Origin of the sequence: Bradyrhizobium sp. WSM1743 (assembly GCF_000473065.1) — a bacterium.
GTDB lineage: Bacteria > Pseudomonadota > Alphaproteobacteria > Rhizobiales > Xanthobacteraceae > Bradyrhizobium.
Window position 1 is genome coordinate 228,162 of sequence record NZ_AXAZ01000004.1, and the last position, 16,827, is coordinate 244,988.

The window sequence follows — 16,827 nt, forward strand, 5'->3', positions numbered from 1 at the left end:
GGCCCGCGTTTGTCGGTCAATGGTTCGATGCGATGCCGGGCTCATCGCCCGGCCGGTAAGCGAGGTGTGACATGACGTCCAAGGCGCAAAATAGCGAAGCCCAGCAGACCACTGACCACAATGTCATCCGGAAATGGGCCGAAGAGCGCGGAGGGAAACCGGCGACCGTCAAGGCAACGGAAGAGGATGGTCACGCTGGAATCCTGCGCATCGATTTTGATCCGCCGGAAAAAGGACTAGACCGCATCAGCTGGGACGAGTTCTTCGAAAAGTTCGATGAAGCCGGTGTTGCGTTCCTGCACCAGGATCGGACCAAGGACGGCAAGCTCAGCCGATTCCACAAATTCGTGCGACACTAGCGATCGCGCGCGGTGACCGGCGGTTGGGCCGAGGCGATGCGGGCGGGTGATTTCACGCGCGCCTGGGCGATCAACGATCGTGACCTCGTGCAGATCGCGCATCCGCCCAAGCACACCGGCCCGAGGCATCTTCAGCGGATCTGGCGGGGCGAGGATCTGCATGGCAGGCACGTGCTGGTCCGCTGCTACCACGGGCTTGGCGACACGATTCAGTTTCTGCGCTTCATGCGCCCGCTTCGTGCGATCGCGCGCAGCGTCACCTTGTGGTGTCAACCCGAGCTGCTGCCGCTCGCGGTGCGGGCCGCGGGTGTGGACCGGGCCATTCCGCTGCACGATGGTGCCCCCGAGGTCGATTTCGAGGTCGACATCGAGATCATGGAAGTGCCCCACGCCATCGGGGCGCGACGGGATCAGGTCGAGATGCGCGTTCCTTACCTCGCGTTGCCTCCAGCTGCCGTTCCGCCGCTGCGGGGAGAACAAGGTCAGGCCCTCGGCCTGGTCTGGAAAGTCGGAGATTGGGACAAGCGTCGGGAGGTTTCGGCCGCCTTGTTGCGCGGTCTCGCCGGACCGTGTGTGACGCTCTATTCGCTCCAGCGCGGCGCCAGCACCGAAGAGCTCGCGGCGATCGGTGCACTGGACATCAGCACACCAGACATCGTGGCCCTCGGCCACCGCCTGCGGCAGCTCGATCTCCTCATTTGCGTCGACACCATGGTCGCGCATCTTGCGGGCGCGCTCGGATGCGAAGCCTGGGTCTTGCTGCATGCCGATTGCGACTGGCGCTGGCCTCAATCCGATGCGCACTCGTTCTGGTATTCGAGCCTGCGGCTGTTTCACCAAAGATGCCCGGGCGATTGGGGCAATGTCATTGCCGAAGTGCGTAGCGCGCTGCGGACGCGCCTTGAAGCGGGGCAAGCGACCGCGGCGATGTGACTTCCAGGATCGTGATGAGGAACGAGCGTCGCCCGCGCGATTTGGAGCAAAGTGCTCGCAAATGGAAGCGCTCATGCAAAGTTCCGACGCCGGCTTGTCGACGGACCGCCTGTCGCGGGTGACAGACAATATCTGGATTCTGAACGACAAGCCCATCAGCGCCGCCGGTCTGCAACTGCCGGTGCGCATGACCGTCATCCGCCTGTCGAACGGCGACCTCGTGCTGCATTCGCCGGTGAGATATTCGCCGGATCTACGCCAGCAGCTGGAGCGGCTGGGCCCGATCGGGTACCTGCTGGCGCCGAACATCGCGCACTGGATGTTTCTGCCTGAATGGCAAAGACAGCTGCCACAGGCCGCGACCTTTGCCGCGCGCGGCCTTGCGGCGCGCAAGCAGGTTCGAGTGGCCGGCCTGCGTATCGATCGCGAGCTCGGAGACACGACGCCCGAGGAATGGACCGCCGACCTCGAAACCGTGTCGGTGAACGCCCCGACGTTCTCGGAGGTCGAGCTGTTCGACAGGCGAAGCCGGACGCTGGTTCTGACCGATCTCGTGCAGAACCTCGATCCCCATCGACTTGGCGCGTCGAATGCAGCCGCGGCCAACCTGCTCGGAATTGCCAAGCCGGACGGGAAGGCCCCGGTCTATCTGCGGCTTCTGCTGCGCCTCGGCGGTCGTTCGGCGCAGGCTGCGGCCGAGCGGCTCGTGAAGCTGGCTCCGGAGCGGGTGATCTTCGCGCATGGCGACTGGTTTGAAGCACAGGGAACCGCGCGCCTGCGGCGATCCCTGCGCTGGCTGCTTCCCGCGAGCATCTCGGGACCCGAGCCGGAGCGGATGGTCGGCACGCGTGTCGTCATCACCGGCGCCTCCAGTGGGATCGGCCGTGCCGCCGCGCTGGCCTTTGCCCGCAACGGCGCCACTGTGGTGCTGGCGGCACGTCGCGATGACGTCCTGGCGCGCCTTGCCAGCGAATGTGAGGCCCTCGGAGGCCGGGCCTTGGCCGTTCCGACCGACGTCACCGATGCCCAGGCGGTGCAGCATCTGGCCAGCGCGGCCGAAGAGGCGTTCGGCGGCATCGACGTCTGGATCAACAACGCCGGCACCGGTGTGTTCGGGGCCTACCAGGATGCTGGCATCGCGCTTCATCGCCGGACGATCGAGGTCAATCTGCTCGGCACCATGCATGGCGCCTACGCCGTGCTTCCGATCTTCCTCCGCCAGAACCGCGGTGTCCTGATCAACAACATCTCGATTGGCGGCTGGGCGCCGACGCCCTTTGCCGCAGCCTATACCGCCAGCAAGTTCGGCCTGCGCGGCTTCACCGCAAGCTTGCGTCAGGAGCTCAGCGCTCATCCCCATATTCATGTTTGCGGTGTCTTCCCCTCCATGGTCGATACGCCCGGTTTCGTCCACGGCGCCAACACCTCCGGGCGGCGGCTCGATCCGGGGCCGCTGCTTTATCAATCCGAGGACGTGGCCCAGACGTTCGTGCGCCTCGTCCGCGCGCCCCGTGACGAGGTGGCGGTGGGGTGGCCGGCGCGCGCCGGCCAACTCGCTTATACGATTGCTCCTGAGATTACCGAGAACATCCTCGCAGCTACATTCCGCTGGCTGTTGTCGCGCGCGCATCCTGCGCCGGTGAGCGAAGGCACGTTGATCGAAGCAGGTCCGCAGGGCAAATCGGTTGACGGCGGTTGGCTGGCGCGGAAGCAAATTCCGCCCGCTGGCGTGCTCAGCACGGGACTGGTGGTGCTCGGGATTACTGCTTGTCTGGCTGTCGCCGCATCGAAGGCCCGCCGCCCGTCTGCACCTCGCGCGAGACTTGAGGCGGCGCCGCGCGTGAGGCCAGGCTACGGCCGCCGCTCCGGCAACGCGTAGGGCCGGACGTAATCGCCGAGCTTCGTGCCGAATGAGCCGTGGCCTCCGTCGACCGTCACGAGAGCACGACCAGGATGGTGACGGTCAGCAATGGCGCGTCGCGTAACCAGGCTGCTGAACGACGGATCAGGGGCATGGGATTTACTTCAATGTATGGAGAAACGCGGCGAGGTTGCGGGCGGTGCCATGCTCGCTGCTGCAACGTCCTGGGACCCGAGATGTTCCTGTTGGCAGGACCGCAGATGGCTCCGGCGCCGGAACGAAGGTTCGAGACCGGGCGTTCCTGCGGGAAAAGGCCGAGGACAAGGCGTGCCGCGCTATCATTTTGATTTGGTGGATTCTAAAACCGTGGCAGACACGGGAGGTGCCGAGTTGCCGGATGACATCAAGGCCATGGACGTCGCCGAAGAGATTGCGAGGCGCCTGCTCGAGGAGCGTCCCGAGCTCAAGGGCCGTCACTTCTCGATCCTCGTCACGAACGAGGATGGTGAAGAAATCGGCCGGATGCCGTTGGACGTGCTGCATTGAAGCCATGATTTGACATGACGTTCAGGATTGGGGTGATTGCCGACACGCATGGACTGCTGAGGCCCGAGGCAGAGCGATGCCTGGCGGGCGTTTCCCACATCGTCCACGCCGGCGACATCGGCACCCAGGCTGTGATGGATGGGCTTTGCCGGATCGCGCCCGTCACCGCGATCAGGGGGAATGTCGATCGCGGTGCGTGGGCTGAACGTTTTCCTGAAACACGAACGCTGCGCCTCGGCGGCCGCTGCTTCTACATCCTGCACGATCTCAAGGAGCTGGCGGTCAATCCTGCCGAGCTCGGGATCGACGTCGTGGTGTCCGGGCATTCCCACCGCGTGCGGATCGAGACCGCCGAAGGCGTGCTCTACTTGAATCCGGGAAGCGCAGGGAAGCGACGCTTCAAGCTGCCGATTACGCTGGCGACGCTCGAGCTCGATCCGAGCGGCCCGCTGCGGCCAGTCATTCATGATCTCGACCAGCATTGAGAGACATCGCTAAGGCCGCCGCACACTGCAGATCCCGTTCGGGATCGGGGCCAGGCGTGCGGCATACTGCATGTCCAGAAAGCCGGCCCGCCAGCGTTGCGCCATGGCTTCCTCCGACAGATCGAAGGATTTTTCGGGACCCGCTTCCTCGCGGCCCGGCCGGTAGCTCAGCAGATAGATCTCGTCGTCGTAATCGAGGTCCTGAAGCTCGGCACGGAGCTGACGGGCCTCGAGGGCGTAGCCAAGGCGCTGGAAGGTCTGGTTGCCGAAGGTCAGGTCGCTCTTGCGCTCGGCCGCGGCTTCGAGCCCGTCAGGGACCTTGCCGTCGCGCGGAAAGAGATCGATGACATAGAGGCGGAGCGGGCCCGCAGTCTCCAAGATCGGGTCGAATGGCGCGTTCAGCGAGAACCCGCCATCGCCGAGCCACCGGCCGGCGATCTGCACCGGAGCGAATTCAGGCAGCAATCCGCAACTGGCCAGGATATGGTCCATTTCGATTCGCTCCGACGAGGAGTCGAACAGCACGGCATCGCCGCTTTCCAGGTTGGTGGCGCAGATCGTGATGCGCGGATCGCCGTCGTTCAGACGTCCAAAATCGATCAGCTGCTGAAGGCGTTCGCGGGTCGGGCCGAGGTCGTAAAGGCCGCCGAAGTGAGATGCCGGAATCGGCAGGCGGGGATGGAAGAAGCCCGAGTGACCCAGCACGCGCGTATTGATCGAGCTCAGCCAGGCGAACGTATGGCGGCCCGCGTTCGGCACTCCGGCCGGACTGCTGCGGGCTTGCCAATAGCTGCGCAGATTGCGCAGCCGATCGGCGCTCGGGCTCCCCGCGATCAGTGCGGCGGTGATGGCCCCTGCCGATGAACCGGCCACCCAGTCGATCGGCAACGAAAGAGAGGCGAGCGCTTCAAACACACCGCCATGATACGCGCCGAGGCCAAGACCGCCGGAGAATGCGATGGCGGTGCGAGGGCGCTCTGCTGGCGTCGCGCCGCCCGGCTCGGCTGTACGATCGGTCACGACGGGCGCCTGTTGCCAGGGTGGAGGCGGGGGCTGATCACCGGTATCCCCTGTAACGGTGCGCATAGGCGTAACGGGGATTGATGCCGCAATAGGCGTTCGTTCCCGATGCGCTCGCCATGCACTGACCGTAGCTGGCGAACTGGCAGTTGCCTGGATAGCCCCAGATCCGGCCCTGCAGGCAATAGCGATCCTGCGCGACCGCGGCGCTCGAGGAGGCAAAGCTGCCCATGATGGCGAGAGCGGCAGCAGCAGCGAGCAATCGATATTTCATCTTAAATCTCCAATTTTCGACATTAAACGCCACCCGTGACGCGGTGTTCCAAGCGCGCGCGTGCCCCGCCATTTGGGGCGATCGCTGATCGCGAGCGGGCGGCGGACGATTTAGCCCGGCAGAGGGGTATCGGCGACGTCCAGCAGCGCGCCGAGCCCTTGGCGGAGGCGGCGCGTCGCGATGTTATCGTTCGCCAAGCCAAGCACGACGAGGGAGTGCGCCGTCACCGTGTAAGCGTGCCCGAACTCGAATTCGGCCATGGGCGCGTCAGGCCGATTGGTGTCGATCAGGCCCAGCCAGCTGCGCCCATCGGTGACCTCCGGCAGGGTAAAGTTCACGATGTCATGGTGCGCGTTGTAGACAAGCAGCATGGTCGCGTCCGAGCCGCGACGCTTGATCCCGGTCTCCTGCGCGCGGCCGTCGAGCAGCATCCCGAAGCACTTTGCATTGCCATCCTGCCATTGCGCCGTCGTCATCTCCTCGCCGGATGGCGACAGCCAGGTCACGTCCTTGACGTCGAGTTCCTCGTTGTGCGAGCCGACCAGGAAACGGCTGCGGTAGAGGATCGGAAATGCCTTGCGGGTGGCAATCAGCTTGCGCGTGAACTCGCGAAGGCTGCGGCCGTTTGCGGTGATACCCATCCAGTCCAGCCAGGTGGTCTCGTTGTCCTGGGCGTAAGCGTTGTTGTTGCCGTTCTGGGTGTGCCCGAATTCGTCGCCGGCGAGCAGCATCGGCGTGCCGTGGGAGAGCAGCATCGTCGCCAGCATATTTCGCTTTTGGCGCTCGCGCAGCGCGGTGATCTCCGGATCGTCGGTCGGCCCTTCGGCGCCACAGTTCCAGGAATGGTTGTTGCTGTGACCGTCGCTATTGCCCTCGCCATTCGCCTCGTTGTGCTTGTCGTTGTACGAGACGAGATCGTTGAGGTTGAAGCCGTCGTGGGCCGTGACGAAGTTGACACTGGCCCACGGCCGGCGTCCTCGCTTGTTGAAGAGGTCGCCGGATCCCGATACGCGCTTGGCAAAGTCGGCCAGTGTGCCCGGGTCGCCCTTCCAGAAGGCGCGCGCCGTGTCCCTGAACTTGTCGTTCCACTCGGCCCAACCGGGCGGAAACTGACCGACCTGGTAGCCACCGGGCCCGATGTCCCAGGGTTCTGCGATCAGCTTGACGCTGGAGAGCACGGGATCCTGGCGGCAGGCGTCGAGAAAGCCGCCGCCTTCATCGAAGCCATAGGGTTCGCGCGCCAGGATGGTGGCGAGATCGAAGCGGAAGCCGTCGACCCGCATCTCGGTCGCCCAGTAGCGCAAGGAATCGGCGACGAGTTGCAGCACGCGCTGATGCGAAAGATTGACGGTGTTTCCGGTGCCGGTGTCGTTGATGTAATAGCGCTTGTTGTCCGGCAGCAGGCGGTAATAGCTGGCATTGTCGATGCCCTTGAACGACAGGGTCGGGCCGAGCTCGTTGCCTTCCGCGGTATGATTGTAGACGACGTCGAGAATGATCTCGATGCCATGAGCGTGAAACTGGTTGACCGTGGCCTTGAACTCGTTCGCGGATGGCGCCTTGAGGTAACGCGGATCTGGCGCGAAGAAGGCGATGGAATTGTAGCCCCAGTAATTGCGTAAGCCTTTCTCGACCAGATAGCTGTCGTCGACGAAGGCATGGATCGGCAGAAGCTCGGCGCTGGTGATGCCGAGCGAGCGCAGATAGGCTGGAACCTCCGAATGTGCCAGGCCCGAGAACGTGCCGCGGTCGGCTTCCGGCACCAGCGGATGCAGCTGGGTAAAACCCTTGACGTGCATCTCGTAGACGATCGCCCGCTCCCACGGCACTTCCGGCTTGCGTGCCCCGCCCCAGGTGAAGGCAGGATCGATGACACGGCACTTCTGCATCAATGGCGCGCTGTCGCGTTCGTCGTAGGAGAGGTCCTTGTCGGCATGGTCGAGCCGGTAGCCGAACAGCTCCGGTCCCCAGCGGAGCTGGCCGACCAGCTGCCTGGCGTAGGGATCGAGCACGAGCTTGTTGGGATTGAAGCGGTGGCCGGCGTCGGGTTCGTAAGGACCGTGGACGCGATAACCATAGACGGTGCCGGGGCGGGCAGAAGGCAGATAGCCGTGCCAGACCTCGTCGGTATATTCGGGAAGCTCGATGCGCTCGAGCTCGGTTTCGCCGCTATCGTCGAACAGGCAGAGCTCGACGTTGGCGGCATGGGCCGAAAACAGCGCGAAGTTGACGCCGAGCCCGTCCCAGGTGGCGCCGAGCGGGAATGATCTGCCCTCGGTGATCCGGGTGCGGCGCAGGCTCGAGGCCGCTCGCGTCAGGGCGTCGTCTGAATGTTGGTCCATCTTTGCCCCCGAATAGCCCGTCAGGATGTCGGTGCTGTCGCCGCGACCTCGGTCGTCGCCTGCTCACCGGCGGTCGCAGAAGCGATCGTGGGGCTGGCCGCCACGTCCGCCGGCTTGGATAGCGCGTTGGCTTTTTGCAGAGCCGCCTCCTTGCTGATGGCCGGAATCGCGTTGCCGATCCGCCCGACGATCGCGGTGAGCTCCGCGTCCGACAGGTCGAGGCGTTTTTTGATGAGGCGCACCTGGGCGCGGTCGGTCAGGTCGAGTTTGTTACGGATCGGTTGCGGTTTCGCGCGGCGCATGGCGACAGCTCCTGTCTGGGACGGTAACCGTCGCGCCGGCCATTCCGTTCCTCCTGGTGCTGCAAATGCCCGGCATCGACACCACCGAGGAACGAACGCACACAGCCCCCTTTGTGGTCCGGACGGGCGCGAGCGATCTTGAAGCATGCCGAAGCGCGGGGCATTCAGGCGAAAGGGGAGGAGTTTGAGGCACAGATTGGGAACGGCCGAGCAAGGTCGGCGCCATGGCCCTCAGATCGTCGACCTCAGAAGAAGCCGCCCTATCTGCGCGATGTCGGAATCACCTGCCGCTACCTGCCGGCACTGCTCGCGGCGACCGGTGAGGGGGAGGTCGCGAACTTGCCGAGCGCAAGGTAGACCAGGCCCGAAACGCCGATCCCGAACAGCCAGCTCAGATCGGCACCGCCGAGCAGGTTGATCGAGATCGGTCCCTGCAGCGCGCCGACGAGGCCGTCCTCCACCAGCCAGCCGGCGACGAGGCCCGCAAAGAAGGCGATCATGCCGGCCCAGTTGATGTCGCCATAGGCGCTGCTCTCCGGCGAGCGATAGAGCTCGGCAACGTCGATCCTGCCCTTGCGCTTGATGAAGAAGTCGGCGAGCACCACGCCGGCCCACGGGCTCATCCACAAGAGCAGGCTGATCATCCAGTTGTCGAACGCTTTTGCAAACGACGGCGCGAAGATGAAGTAGAGCGTGACCAGATAGCCGGCGACGCCGACGATGACGGTAAGCCAGAAGCGCGAGAATTTCAGCCCCGCGCTCAGCGCCGCCAATGTCGCCGAATAGACGTTGAGGATATTGGTCGCGATCGGGCCGTGCAGCACCATCAGGAGGACGAGGATGCTGACCGGACCGCCGAACACCGCGCTCACCATCTTGGCAGGATCGGTGTCCAGCGTCGTCGAGGCGATGGTCGCACCTAAGATGCCGAGCCACACCGTCGGCACGAACATGCCGACATAGCTGTACCAGAACACGGATTTCGAGGGCGTGCTGCGCGGCACGAAGCGCGAATAGTCGGAGGCCCAGGTGACCCAGGAAATGCCCCAGCCGACGCCGATCGCGGTCATCAGGAGCGTCAGCATCGCAAGATGCGCGCCGGGCGGCAGCGAGGTGGTCAGGCTCCAATTGACGACGCCGGGCCGCGTCCAGGCCAGCACGCTCATCAGCACCATGATGGCGATGGTCGGCGGCACCGTGTATTTCTCGAAAGTGCGGATCGCGTAGAAGCCGTAGATTCCGATCAGCACCTGGACTGCCATCACCAATGTGATGACGACGATCTCGACCAGCCAGGTATCGGGCACGCCGAACTGGCCGAGGATGCCCATCGAGACCTTCACCGGGAAATAGGTGTTCACGCCGATCCAGCCCAGCGTCATCAGGAACATCAGGATGCTGGGCAGATAGGCGCCGCGGACGCCGAAGGCGGACCGGCTCAGCACCATCTGGTTGACGCCGGTCTTGTGTCCCATCACCGTGAAGGTCGCGAAGATCGCGCAGCCCACGATGTTGCCGAGCACGATGACCGCGATGGTCTCCATCAGGCCGAGCTTGAGGATGATGCCGAGCGCGCCGAGCGCCCAGTTGACCGGCGCGATGTTGGCGCCGGCCCAGATCCACATCTGCTGCGGCCCGGTGGAGTCCCGGTCCGCATCGGGAATGGGCTCGATGCTGTGAATATCAGCGCGAAGTTCGGAATCCGTCATGACATCCCCCAATACGAAGCACGCTTCGCATCATCGCAGCATAAATCGTGCCATTGAATAGCGGAGCAATCGAGCAGGTGGCATCGAAGCCGGCGGTGTTGCGCGTCACGCTGGATTGCTGTTGCGTTTTCAAGCGCTGGCCGACCTTGCCCGCCGGCTTGCCGGGGCGCCCCCAGCTTGCCGGCGCGAAGCGGTGGACGTTGCACGCGCGGGCAGCGGTACGATGATAAATTGAGCAGCCAACTCAAAAGCGCAGCAGGCGCGTCTAGTCGAATAGGGCAGCGGAACTGTCGCGACTTGGGTTGCCCGCCACGATGCGCTGCATCATCTCGATGAAGAGTGCCTGTTCCCGCTGGCTCAAATCGCCGAGCGTCGCGCGATGGGCCCGCCGCGCCGCGCCCTCGATCCTGACCAGCAGCGCGGCGCCGGCCGGGGTCAGGCGGCACAGGCGCGCACGGCGATCGTCCTTGTTCACGGCGCGCTCGACCAGGTTCCGCGCGGCGAGCCGCTTCAATGCGCCGGTCGTCGTGGTGCGATCGAGCGCGATATCGGCCGCCAAAGTGGTCTGATCGGCGGTTTCGCGCACCGCCAGCGCCGAGAGCAGGCTGTATTGCAGCGGCGTGACCTCGAACGCGCCGCAGGCTTCCTGAAACAGCGCGACGTGAATCTGGTGCAGCCGGCGGATCAGATATCCGGGCCGTTCCGACAATGGCCAGGGGCGGTGCCGGCCCCCGCTACGCCGTGTCTTCGCCTGCCGCAATGCACACTCTCCCGAGCCAAACCCTGCCGCGCTTAGCTCGATTCGAGTGCGCCTGCCACATTGGGATCATGGCACGAAGCTTGCTTTTCGTCAAAATGCGAAGCATGCTTCGTAATGTCATAATGTCAAAATGCGAAGCATGCTTCGTAATGTCAAAATGCGAAGCATGCTTCGTAATGTCAAGATGCGAAGCATGCTTCGTAATTCGGGAAGCCGTCGCCCGTGCAAGGAGAGGAGAGCGCCATGTCCGTCACTGCCAGCTTCGACCTTCTGCTGCGAGGCGGTCGCGTGATCTGTCCGGCCTCCGGCGTCGATGGCGCCAAGGATGTCGCCATCCGCAACGGCAAGATCGCGGCGGTCGCGTCCGACATTCTTCCGACCAGCGCCAAGGAGGTCGTCGACGTCAGTGGCAAGCTGGTGCTGCCCGGACTGATCGACACTCACGCCCATGTCTATCAATATGTCTCCGGCCGCTTCGGCATGAACCCCGACATGGTCGGCGTGCAGTCCGGCGTGACGACGCTGGTCGACCAGGGCGGGCCGTCCTGCATGACGCTGCCGGGCTTCCGTCATTTCATCGCGGAGCAGGCCGCCTCGCGCGTCTACGCTTTCCTGTCCGCCTATCTCGTCGGCGGCCTCGAGGGACACTTCTATCCGCAGCTCTACAGCCCCGACGGCGTCGACATCGATGCGACCGTCAAGGCGGCGACGGCCAATCTTGATCTCGTGCGTGGCATCAAGGCGCATGCCGAGATCGGCGGCTTCGCACGCTGGGGCATTCGCGTCATCGAGATGGCGGCGGAGATCGGCAAGCGCGCCGATCTGCCGGTCTATGTGCATTTCGGCCAGCTCTGGGGTCTGCCCGAGAGCGGCGCCAATGGCGAAGATGCCGACACCATCCTCACCCGCGTGATCCCGCTCTTGCGCGAAGGCGACATTCTCGCCCATCCGTTCACGCGGCACCCCGGCGGCTTCGTCAACCGCGAGGGCGAGGTGCATCCGGTGATCCAGGCCGCGCTCGACCGCGGTTTGAAGGTCGATGTCGGCCACGGCAGCCACTTCTCCTACCGTTTGGCGAAGAAGGCGATCGCCGCCGGCATCATTCCGACCACGCTGGGCGCCGACATTCACGGCTACAACACCCACGTGCCCGCGCCGGCCGGAACGCCCGACCAGCACGAGGATGACGAGAACCATCCCTTCGCAGGCCAAGCCAAGTTCAGCCTGGTCCAGGCGATGAGCTCGATGATGGCGCTCGGCCTGTCGCTGGAGCAGGTGGTGCCGATGGTCACCTCCAATCCCGCCAAGATGCTCGGCCGCAGCGAGGAGATCGGCGCGCTTAGGGTCGGCATGGATGCCGACGTCTCCGTGCTGTCGGAGAGAGGCGGCCGCTTCGTCCTCAAGGACAACGAGAAGAACGAGGTGATCGCCGAGCGCCTGCTGCAGCCGGCCTTCTGCCTGCGTGCCGGCACGCGCTTCGACGCGGTCGCGCCGATCCTGCCGCAAGCCGTCGCGGCATAAGGCTGCGCGTGAAGGAGGACGCGGAGTTGCGCAACGAGCGAGAATTTCCTTCGGGCAAGTCCGGGCAGGGCGTGGGCGCACGGCTGCCGCGCAAGGAGGATGACCGCCTGATGCGTGGCCGCGGCCAGTATGTCGGCGACCTCAGGCTCGCCGGCCTTCAGGATGTTGCCTTCGTGCGCAGCCCGCTGGCGCATGCACGCATCCGCAGTATCCACGTGCCCGAGCGCTATCGTGGCAGCGTGTTCACCGCCGCGGACCTCGCCGGCATCAAGCCGATCCGCGCAGTGTCGGGACTTCCGGGCTTCAAGGTTTCGGAGCAGCCGGTGCTGGCCACCGGCAAGGTGCGCCAGGTCGGCGAGCTCGTCGCGATGTGCCTCGCGCCGACGCGCGCCGAGGCCGAGGATATCGCGGCGTCGGTCACGCTCGACCTGGAGGAGCTGCCCGCCATCACCGACATGCTGAAGGCGCGCGAGCCCGGCTCGGCGCTGGTGCACGAGCATTGGGGCGACAACGTCTTCCTGGAGACCAATTACGAGGTCGACATCTCCGCCGCGCTCGACGCGCCGATCAAGGTGACGCGGGAGATCTCGACCGCGCGGCAATGCATGTCGCCGCTGGAAGGCCGCGGCGTGGTCGCGACGTTCGACCGGCGGCTCGACCAGCTCACGCTGCATTCCGCAGCCCAGATGCCGCACATTACGCGCAGCGGCCTTGCCGAGTGCCTCGGCATGGAGGAGGGCCAGATCCGCGTCATCTCGCCCGATGTCGGTGGCGGCTTCGGTCACAAGGGCATTCTGCTGCCCGAGGAGGTCTGCCTGTCCTGGCTGACCATGCGCTGCGGCCATCCGGTGCGCTGGCTTGAAGACCGCCGTGAGCACCTCGTCGCCAGCTCCAATTGCCGCGAGCATCACTATAAGATCACGGTCTATGCCGACCGTGACGGCACGCTGCGCGGCATCGATTGCGAGGCGACCGTGGATTCCGGCGCCTATTCGTCCTATCCGTTCTCGGCCTGCCTAGAGGCCGCGCAGGTCGCCAGCATCCTGCCCGGCCCCTACAAGATGCCGGCCTATCGCTGCCGCACCTTTTCGGTCGCCACCAACAAATGCCCGATCCTGCCGTATCGCGGCGTCGCGCGCACCGGCGTCTGCTTTGCCCTGGAATTGATGCTCGACCTCGTGGCGGCGGAAGCCGGCCTCGAGCCCGGCGAGGTGCGGCTGCGCAATCTGGTGCGCCCCGAGCAGATGCCGTTCGACAACATCACGAAGAAGCATTTTGACAGCGGCGATTATCCGGAAGCGATGCGCCGCGCGCTCGCCGCCATCGACATCGATTCCGTTCGCGCCAAGCAAAGCCTGGGCGAGGCCGACGGCCGCCGCATCGGCGTCGGCGTCTCCATCTATTGCGAGCAGGCGGCGCACGGCACCTCCGTCTATTCCGGCTGGGGCATCCCGATGGTGCCGGGCCATGAGCAGGCCTCGGCCCGGCTGACGCCGGACGGCGGCCTCGAACTCCGTGTCGGCGTGCATTCGCACGGCCAGGGCATGGAGACCACGCTCGCCCAGGTCGCGCATGAGATCCTCGGCGTCGACATCGCCAAGATCCGCATCGTCCTCGGCGACACCGCGATGACGCCCTATTCGACCGGCACCTGGGGGTCGCGCTCGATGGTGATGGCGGGCGGCGCGGTCGCGACCGCCTGCCGTGAGCTCGGCGAACGCGCGCGGCGCATTGGCGCAAAACTGTTGCAGCATGATCCGGCCTCGGTGGTGTTGCAGAACGGCGAGGTGCGCGGCGTCAACGGCAGCGTCAGCCTGCAGGCGATCGCCCACACCTGGTATCGCCGCCCGCAAGACCTGCCTGCCGATGTCGATCCCGGCGGGCTGGAGGTGACGCAAGGCTACAAGCCCGTGCGCGACAGCGGCACCTTCAGCTATGCCGCGCATGCCGCCGTCGTCGCGGTCGACCCCGATCTCGGCGAGGTGGAAATTCTCGACTACGCGATCGTCGAGGACGGCGGCGTGCTGGTCAATCCGCTCGTCGTCGACGGCCAGATCTATGGCGGCTTCGCGCAAGGCATCGGCACCGCGCTCTACGAGGAAATGCCGTTCGATGCCTCCGGCCAGCCGCTGGCGACGACGCTCGCGGATTACCTGCTGCCCGGCCCGACCGAGATCCCGGCCGCGCGCCTCGACCACATGGAGACGCCGTCGCCCTACACGCAGTTCGGCGTGAAGGGCATCGGCGAGGGCGGAGCGATCGCGCCGCCCGCTGCGATCGCCAACGCCGTCAACGACGCGCTGCGGCCGCTCGGCGTCGAGCTGATGCAATCGCCGATCACGCCGCATCGGATCGTCGCGGCGGTGCTGGCCGCCCGCGCGACTGAGAGGAGTGCGGCATGAAGCCGGCGCCCTTCGCTTACGAACGCCCGCGCGACCTCGATGCGGCATTGTCGATGCTGGCCGCAAGCAGCGGGTCCGCGAAAATCATCGCCGGCGGCCAGTCGCTCGGTCCCATGCTCAATCTCCGGCTGGTCCAGCCGGAGCTGATTGTCGACATCTCAGGCCTCGCCGAGCTCAAGCGCGCGGAGGTCTCCGGCAACGAACTCGTGCTCGGCGCCCTGGTCACGCATGCCGATATCGAGGACGGCCGCACCGCCGACGTGACCCGCGGCGCCATGCGCGGCGTCGCGGCCAATATTGCGTATCGCGCCGTGCGCAACCGCGGCACGATCGGCGGCTCGCTCAGCCATGCCGATCCCGCCGCGGACTGGATCTCGTCGCTCGCGGCCTTGGGCGCGCGCGTGACTCTGCGTAGCCTTGGCGGCGCGCGCACGATGCCCGTCGCGGCCTTCGTTGTCGGTGCGCTGGAATCCGCGCTGCATGCCGGCGAGATCGTCGAGGCGATCCACGTGCCGATGCGATCGGCATCGTCTCATTGGGGCTATGCCAAGAGCTGCCGCAAGACTGGCGAGTTCGCCCATGCCATCGGCGCGGTTCTGATCGATCCGGCCGTCGCTTCGGCGCGCGTCGTGATCGGTGCCATCGATACGGCGCCTATTGTCATAACTGATGCCGCCGAGCTGTTCAGCGGACGGATTGCGGCCGACTACAAGCAGCGTTTTGACGCCAGCGTCGCCGACGGGCTCCTTGCAAAAGCCGGTATCGACGACGCCGCGCAGCGCCACATCCATGTCAGCGTGTTGAAGCGCGCCGTCCAGGAGGCTGCGGCATGACCACGATCGCGCTTCAGGTCAATCGCCGCGCTGTGGAGCTTTCCGCCGAGCCGCGCACAAGCCTTGCCGATTTCGTCCGCGACAAGCTCGATCTCACCGGCACGCATCTCGGCTGCGAGCACGGCGTCTGCGGCGCCTGCACCGTTCTGCTCGACGGTGTTCCGGCACGCTCCTGCATCACCTATGCAGCGGCCTGCGAGGGCGCCGACGTTACCACGATTGAAGGCCTCGATGAGGACGAAGTCACGACCGAGCTCCGTGCCGCCTTCACCCGCGAGCATGCGCTGCAATGCGGCTATTGCACGCCGGGCATGCTGGTCTCGGCGCGTGATCTTGTGCTGCGTCTGCCCGATGCCGACGAGCGCCGCATTCGCGTCGGCCTCAGCGGCAATCTCTGCCGCTGCACCGGCTATGTCGGCATCGTGCGCGCGGTGCAGTCCGTGATCGAGGCAAGGCGCGCGCGCAACATCGCGCCGCTGGCCGATGGCGGCCGGACCAGTCTCGGCCCGGTCGGGTCTGGGCGCGCTGCACCCGGCCGCAGCGAGTCGCGGCCTGCGCTGCAAACGTTGGCTCTGGCGTCAGAGAATGCGACGCCGGGCAGCATCCCTGACTTCATCCCGGCGACCGTTCTCGATCAGCGTTTTACGCTGGCGCACCCGCCGGCAAAGGTGTTCGCGATGTTCGACGATATCGCAGCCATCGCGGCCTGCCTTCCCGGCGTATCGCTGAAATCGCCGCCGAGCCCCGAGCGCGTGGAAGGATTGATCCGCGTCAGGCTCGGGCCGATCGCCGCATCCTTCGAGGGCGCCGCGCGGGTCGAGCGCGATCCCGCGACACTATCGGGCCGCATCATCGGCATCGGCACCGACCAGCGCAGCCATTCGGCAACGCAGGGCGAGATCCGTTATCGCCTGCTGCCGCTCGACGACGGCGCGGCGACCGCCGTCGAGCTGTCGATCGGCTATACGCTCACGGGATTGCCGGCCCAGGTCGGCCGCCCCGGCCTGGTGCGGGATCTCGCCCGGCGCTTGGTCGCGGACTTCGCCGCCAATCTCGATCGTCACATTTCCGGTGTGCCATCGGAGGCGCGCGCACCGGCGGAGCTCAGTTTCTGGTCGATCGTATCAGACGTTTTGCGCGCACGGATCGCCCGCATCCTTGGCCGCCGGAGCGGCGCGGGGTGATCGTGTGCTCGCACATTGGGAAGTGACGAAGCCTGGACTGCCTAGGTCAGCGTTTTCTTGGTTTGAATCATATCAGGCGGCCTCGGCGAGTTTGTAGGACCATGTGTGGATAACCGGATGGCGATTGACGTCGCCGATACCAGCCATGATGCGCTCCTTGAGTTCGTGTTTTGAGGCCACTCGGATATGGCGCAGGACCGAGCGGGCGAACTTGGAGAAGAACCCCTCTATGAGATTGAGCCATGATCCGTGCTTGGGGGTGAAGGTGAGCTCGAAGCGCCCGCTTGGTCGCGTGG

General features: G+C 65.4%; 15 protein-coding genes and 1 pseudogene. 9 read left to right on the plus strand and 7 right to left on the minus strand.

Annotated elements, in window-relative coordinates; all coding sequences use genetic code 11:
* The first annotated feature begins 71 nt into the window (after positions 1 to 71).
* From YU9_RS0106075 to YU9_RS0106095, 5 genes are all read left to right on the plus strand, one after another.
* Positions 72 to 359, plus strand: a complete 288-nt coding sequence (locus tag YU9_RS0106075) for a hypothetical protein (protein WP_027571984.1) — start codon at positions 72 to 74, stop codon at positions 357 to 359.
* A 12-nt stretch (positions 360 to 371) separates the two neighbouring features.
* Complete coding sequence (locus tag YU9_RS41040) at positions 372 to 1,292, plus strand: hypothetical protein (protein WP_371259114.1); 921 nt, start codon at positions 372 to 374, stop codon at positions 1,290 to 1,292.
* 73 nt (positions 1,293 to 1,365) lie between these two features.
* Positions 1,366 to 3,171, plus strand: coding sequence for an SDR family oxidoreductase (locus tag YU9_RS41045; RefSeq protein WP_051380350.1), 1,806 nt, complete (start codon positions 1,366 to 1,368; stop codon positions 3,169 to 3,171).
* A gap of 309 nt (positions 3,172 to 3,480) precedes the next feature.
* Positions 3,481 to 3,699 carry a hypothetical protein gene (locus tag YU9_RS0106090; protein ID WP_027571985.1) on the plus strand — a complete coding sequence of 73 codons (219 nt, stop codon included), beginning with the start codon at positions 3,481 to 3,483 and terminating at the stop codon, positions 3,697 to 3,699.
* 14 nt (positions 3,700 to 3,713) lie between these two features.
* Positions 3,714 to 4,184, plus strand: a complete 471-nt coding sequence (locus YU9_RS0106095; RefSeq protein ID WP_027571986.1) for a metallophosphoesterase family protein — start codon at positions 3,714 to 3,716, stop codon at positions 4,182 to 4,184.
* Positions 4,185 to 4,193: 9 nt separating this feature from the next.
* Here the strand turns inward: YU9_RS0106095 and YU9_RS0106100 are convergent, their stop codons facing one another.
* The 6 genes from YU9_RS0106100 to YU9_RS0106125 all read right to left on the minus strand — a co-directional run bounded on the left by YU9_RS0106100 (position 4,194) and on the right by YU9_RS0106125 (position 10,540).
* Positions 4,194 to 5,204, minus strand: coding sequence for a patatin-like phospholipase family protein (locus YU9_RS0106100; RefSeq protein WP_051380348.1), 1,011 nt, complete (start codon positions 5,202 to 5,204; stop codon positions 4,194 to 4,196).
* A 37-nt stretch (positions 5,205 to 5,241) separates the two neighbouring features.
* Positions 5,242 to 5,478 carry a DUF3551 domain-containing protein gene (locus YU9_RS0106105; protein WP_027571988.1) on the minus strand — a complete coding sequence of 79 codons (237 nt, stop codon included), beginning with the start codon at positions 5,476 to 5,478 and terminating at the stop codon, positions 5,242 to 5,244.
* Between the two features lie 110 nt (positions 5,479 to 5,588).
* Positions 5,589 to 7,820 (minus strand): glycogen debranching protein GlgX, encoded by a 2,232-nt coding sequence (gene glgX, locus YU9_RS0106110; RefSeq protein ID WP_027571989.1) that lies wholly within the window; start codon positions 7,818 to 7,820, stop codon positions 5,589 to 5,591.
* A gap of 20 nt (positions 7,821 to 7,840) precedes the next feature.
* Positions 7,841 to 8,122 (minus strand): hypothetical protein, encoded by a 282-nt coding sequence (locus tag YU9_RS0106115; RefSeq protein WP_027571990.1) that lies wholly within the window; start codon positions 8,120 to 8,122, stop codon positions 7,841 to 7,843.
* A 290-nt stretch (positions 8,123 to 8,412) separates the two neighbouring features.
* The gene (locus YU9_RS0106120; RefSeq protein WP_027571991.1) at positions 8,413 to 9,831 is read right to left on the minus strand and encodes a cytosine permease; all 1,419 of its coding nucleotides are present in this window, start codon (positions 9,829 to 9,831) and stop codon (positions 8,413 to 8,415) included.
* A 265-nt stretch (positions 9,832 to 10,096) separates the two neighbouring features.
* Positions 10,097 to 10,540: a MarR family winged helix-turn-helix transcriptional regulator gene (locus tag YU9_RS0106125; RefSeq protein ID WP_036017079.1), complete on the minus strand. Its 444-nt coding sequence runs from the start codon at positions 10,538 to 10,540 to the stop codon at positions 10,097 to 10,099.
* A gap of 294 nt (positions 10,541 to 10,834) precedes the next feature.
* On the opposite strand from YU9_RS0106125, the gene YU9_RS0106130 reads away from it, so the two are divergent.
* The 4 genes from YU9_RS0106130 to YU9_RS0106145 are packed head-to-tail and all read left to right on the plus strand — an operon-like array spanning position 10,835 to position 16,531.
* The gene (locus tag YU9_RS0106130; protein WP_027571993.1) at positions 10,835 to 12,112 is read left to right on the plus strand and encodes an amidohydrolase/deacetylase family metallohydrolase; all 1,278 of its coding nucleotides are present in this window, start codon (positions 10,835 to 10,837) and stop codon (positions 12,110 to 12,112) included.
* 8 nt (positions 12,113 to 12,120) lie between these two features.
* Complete coding sequence (locus YU9_RS0106135) at positions 12,121 to 14,514, plus strand: xanthine dehydrogenase family protein molybdopterin-binding subunit (RefSeq protein WP_036017080.1); 2,394 nt, start codon at positions 12,121 to 12,123, stop codon at positions 14,512 to 14,514.
* Positions 14,511 to 15,347 carry a xanthine dehydrogenase family protein subunit M gene (locus tag YU9_RS0106140; protein WP_027571995.1) on the plus strand — a complete coding sequence of 279 codons (837 nt, stop codon included), beginning with the start codon at positions 14,511 to 14,513 and terminating at the stop codon, positions 15,345 to 15,347. The genes YU9_RS0106135 and YU9_RS0106140 overlap by 4 nt, the downstream gene beginning before the upstream one ends.
* A complete protein-coding gene (locus YU9_RS0106145; RefSeq protein ID WP_027571996.1) occupies positions 15,344 to 16,531 on the plus strand; it encodes a 2Fe-2S iron-sulfur cluster-binding protein in 1,188 nt (395 codons plus the stop codon). The genes YU9_RS0106140 and YU9_RS0106145 overlap by 4 nt, the downstream gene beginning before the upstream one ends.
* 72 nt (positions 16,532 to 16,603) lie before the next feature.
* Here the strand turns inward: YU9_RS0106145 and YU9_RS0106150 are convergent.
* A pseudogene (locus YU9_RS0106150) lies at positions 16,604 to 16,827 on the minus strand (IS630 family transposase); the annotation flags it as partial.

Bases quoted from the DNA above. Each gene is read 5' to 3' on its own strand.
- YU9_RS0106095 (WP_027571986.1), top strand. From the start codon at position 3,714: ATGACGTTCAGGATTGGGGTGATTGCCGACACGCATGGACTGCTGAGG.
- YU9_RS0106120 (WP_027571991.1), bottom strand. From the start codon at position 9,831: ATGACGGATTCCGAACTTCGCGCTGATATTCACAGCATCGAGCCCATT.
- YU9_RS0106075 (WP_027571984.1), top strand. From the start codon at position 72: ATGACGTCCAAGGCGCAAAATAGCGAAGCCCAGCAGACCACTGACCAC.
- YU9_RS41045 (WP_051380350.1), top strand. From the start codon at position 1,366: ATGCAAAGTTCCGACGCCGGCTTGTCGACGGACCGCCTGTCGCGGGTG.
- YU9_RS0106140 (WP_027571995.1), top strand. From the start codon at position 14,511: ATGAAGCCGGCGCCCTTCGCTTACGAACGCCCGCGCGACCTCGATGCG.
- YU9_RS0106130 (WP_027571993.1), top strand. From the start codon at position 10,835: ATGTCCGTCACTGCCAGCTTCGACCTTCTGCTGCGAGGCGGTCGCGTG.
- YU9_RS0106115 (WP_027571990.1), bottom strand. From the start codon at position 8,122: ATGCGCCGCGCGAAACCGCAACCGATCCGTAACAAACTCGACCTGACC.
- YU9_RS0106105 (WP_027571988.1), bottom strand. From the start codon at position 5,478: ATGAAATATCGATTGCTCGCTGCTGCTGCCGCTCTCGCCATCATGGGC.
- YU9_RS0106145 (WP_027571996.1), top strand. From the start codon at position 15,344: ATGACCACGATCGCGCTTCAGGTCAATCGCCGCGCTGTGGAGCTTTCC.
- glgX (WP_027571989.1), bottom strand. From the start codon at position 7,820: ATGGACCAACATTCAGACGACGCCCTGACGCGAGCGGCCTCGAGCCTG.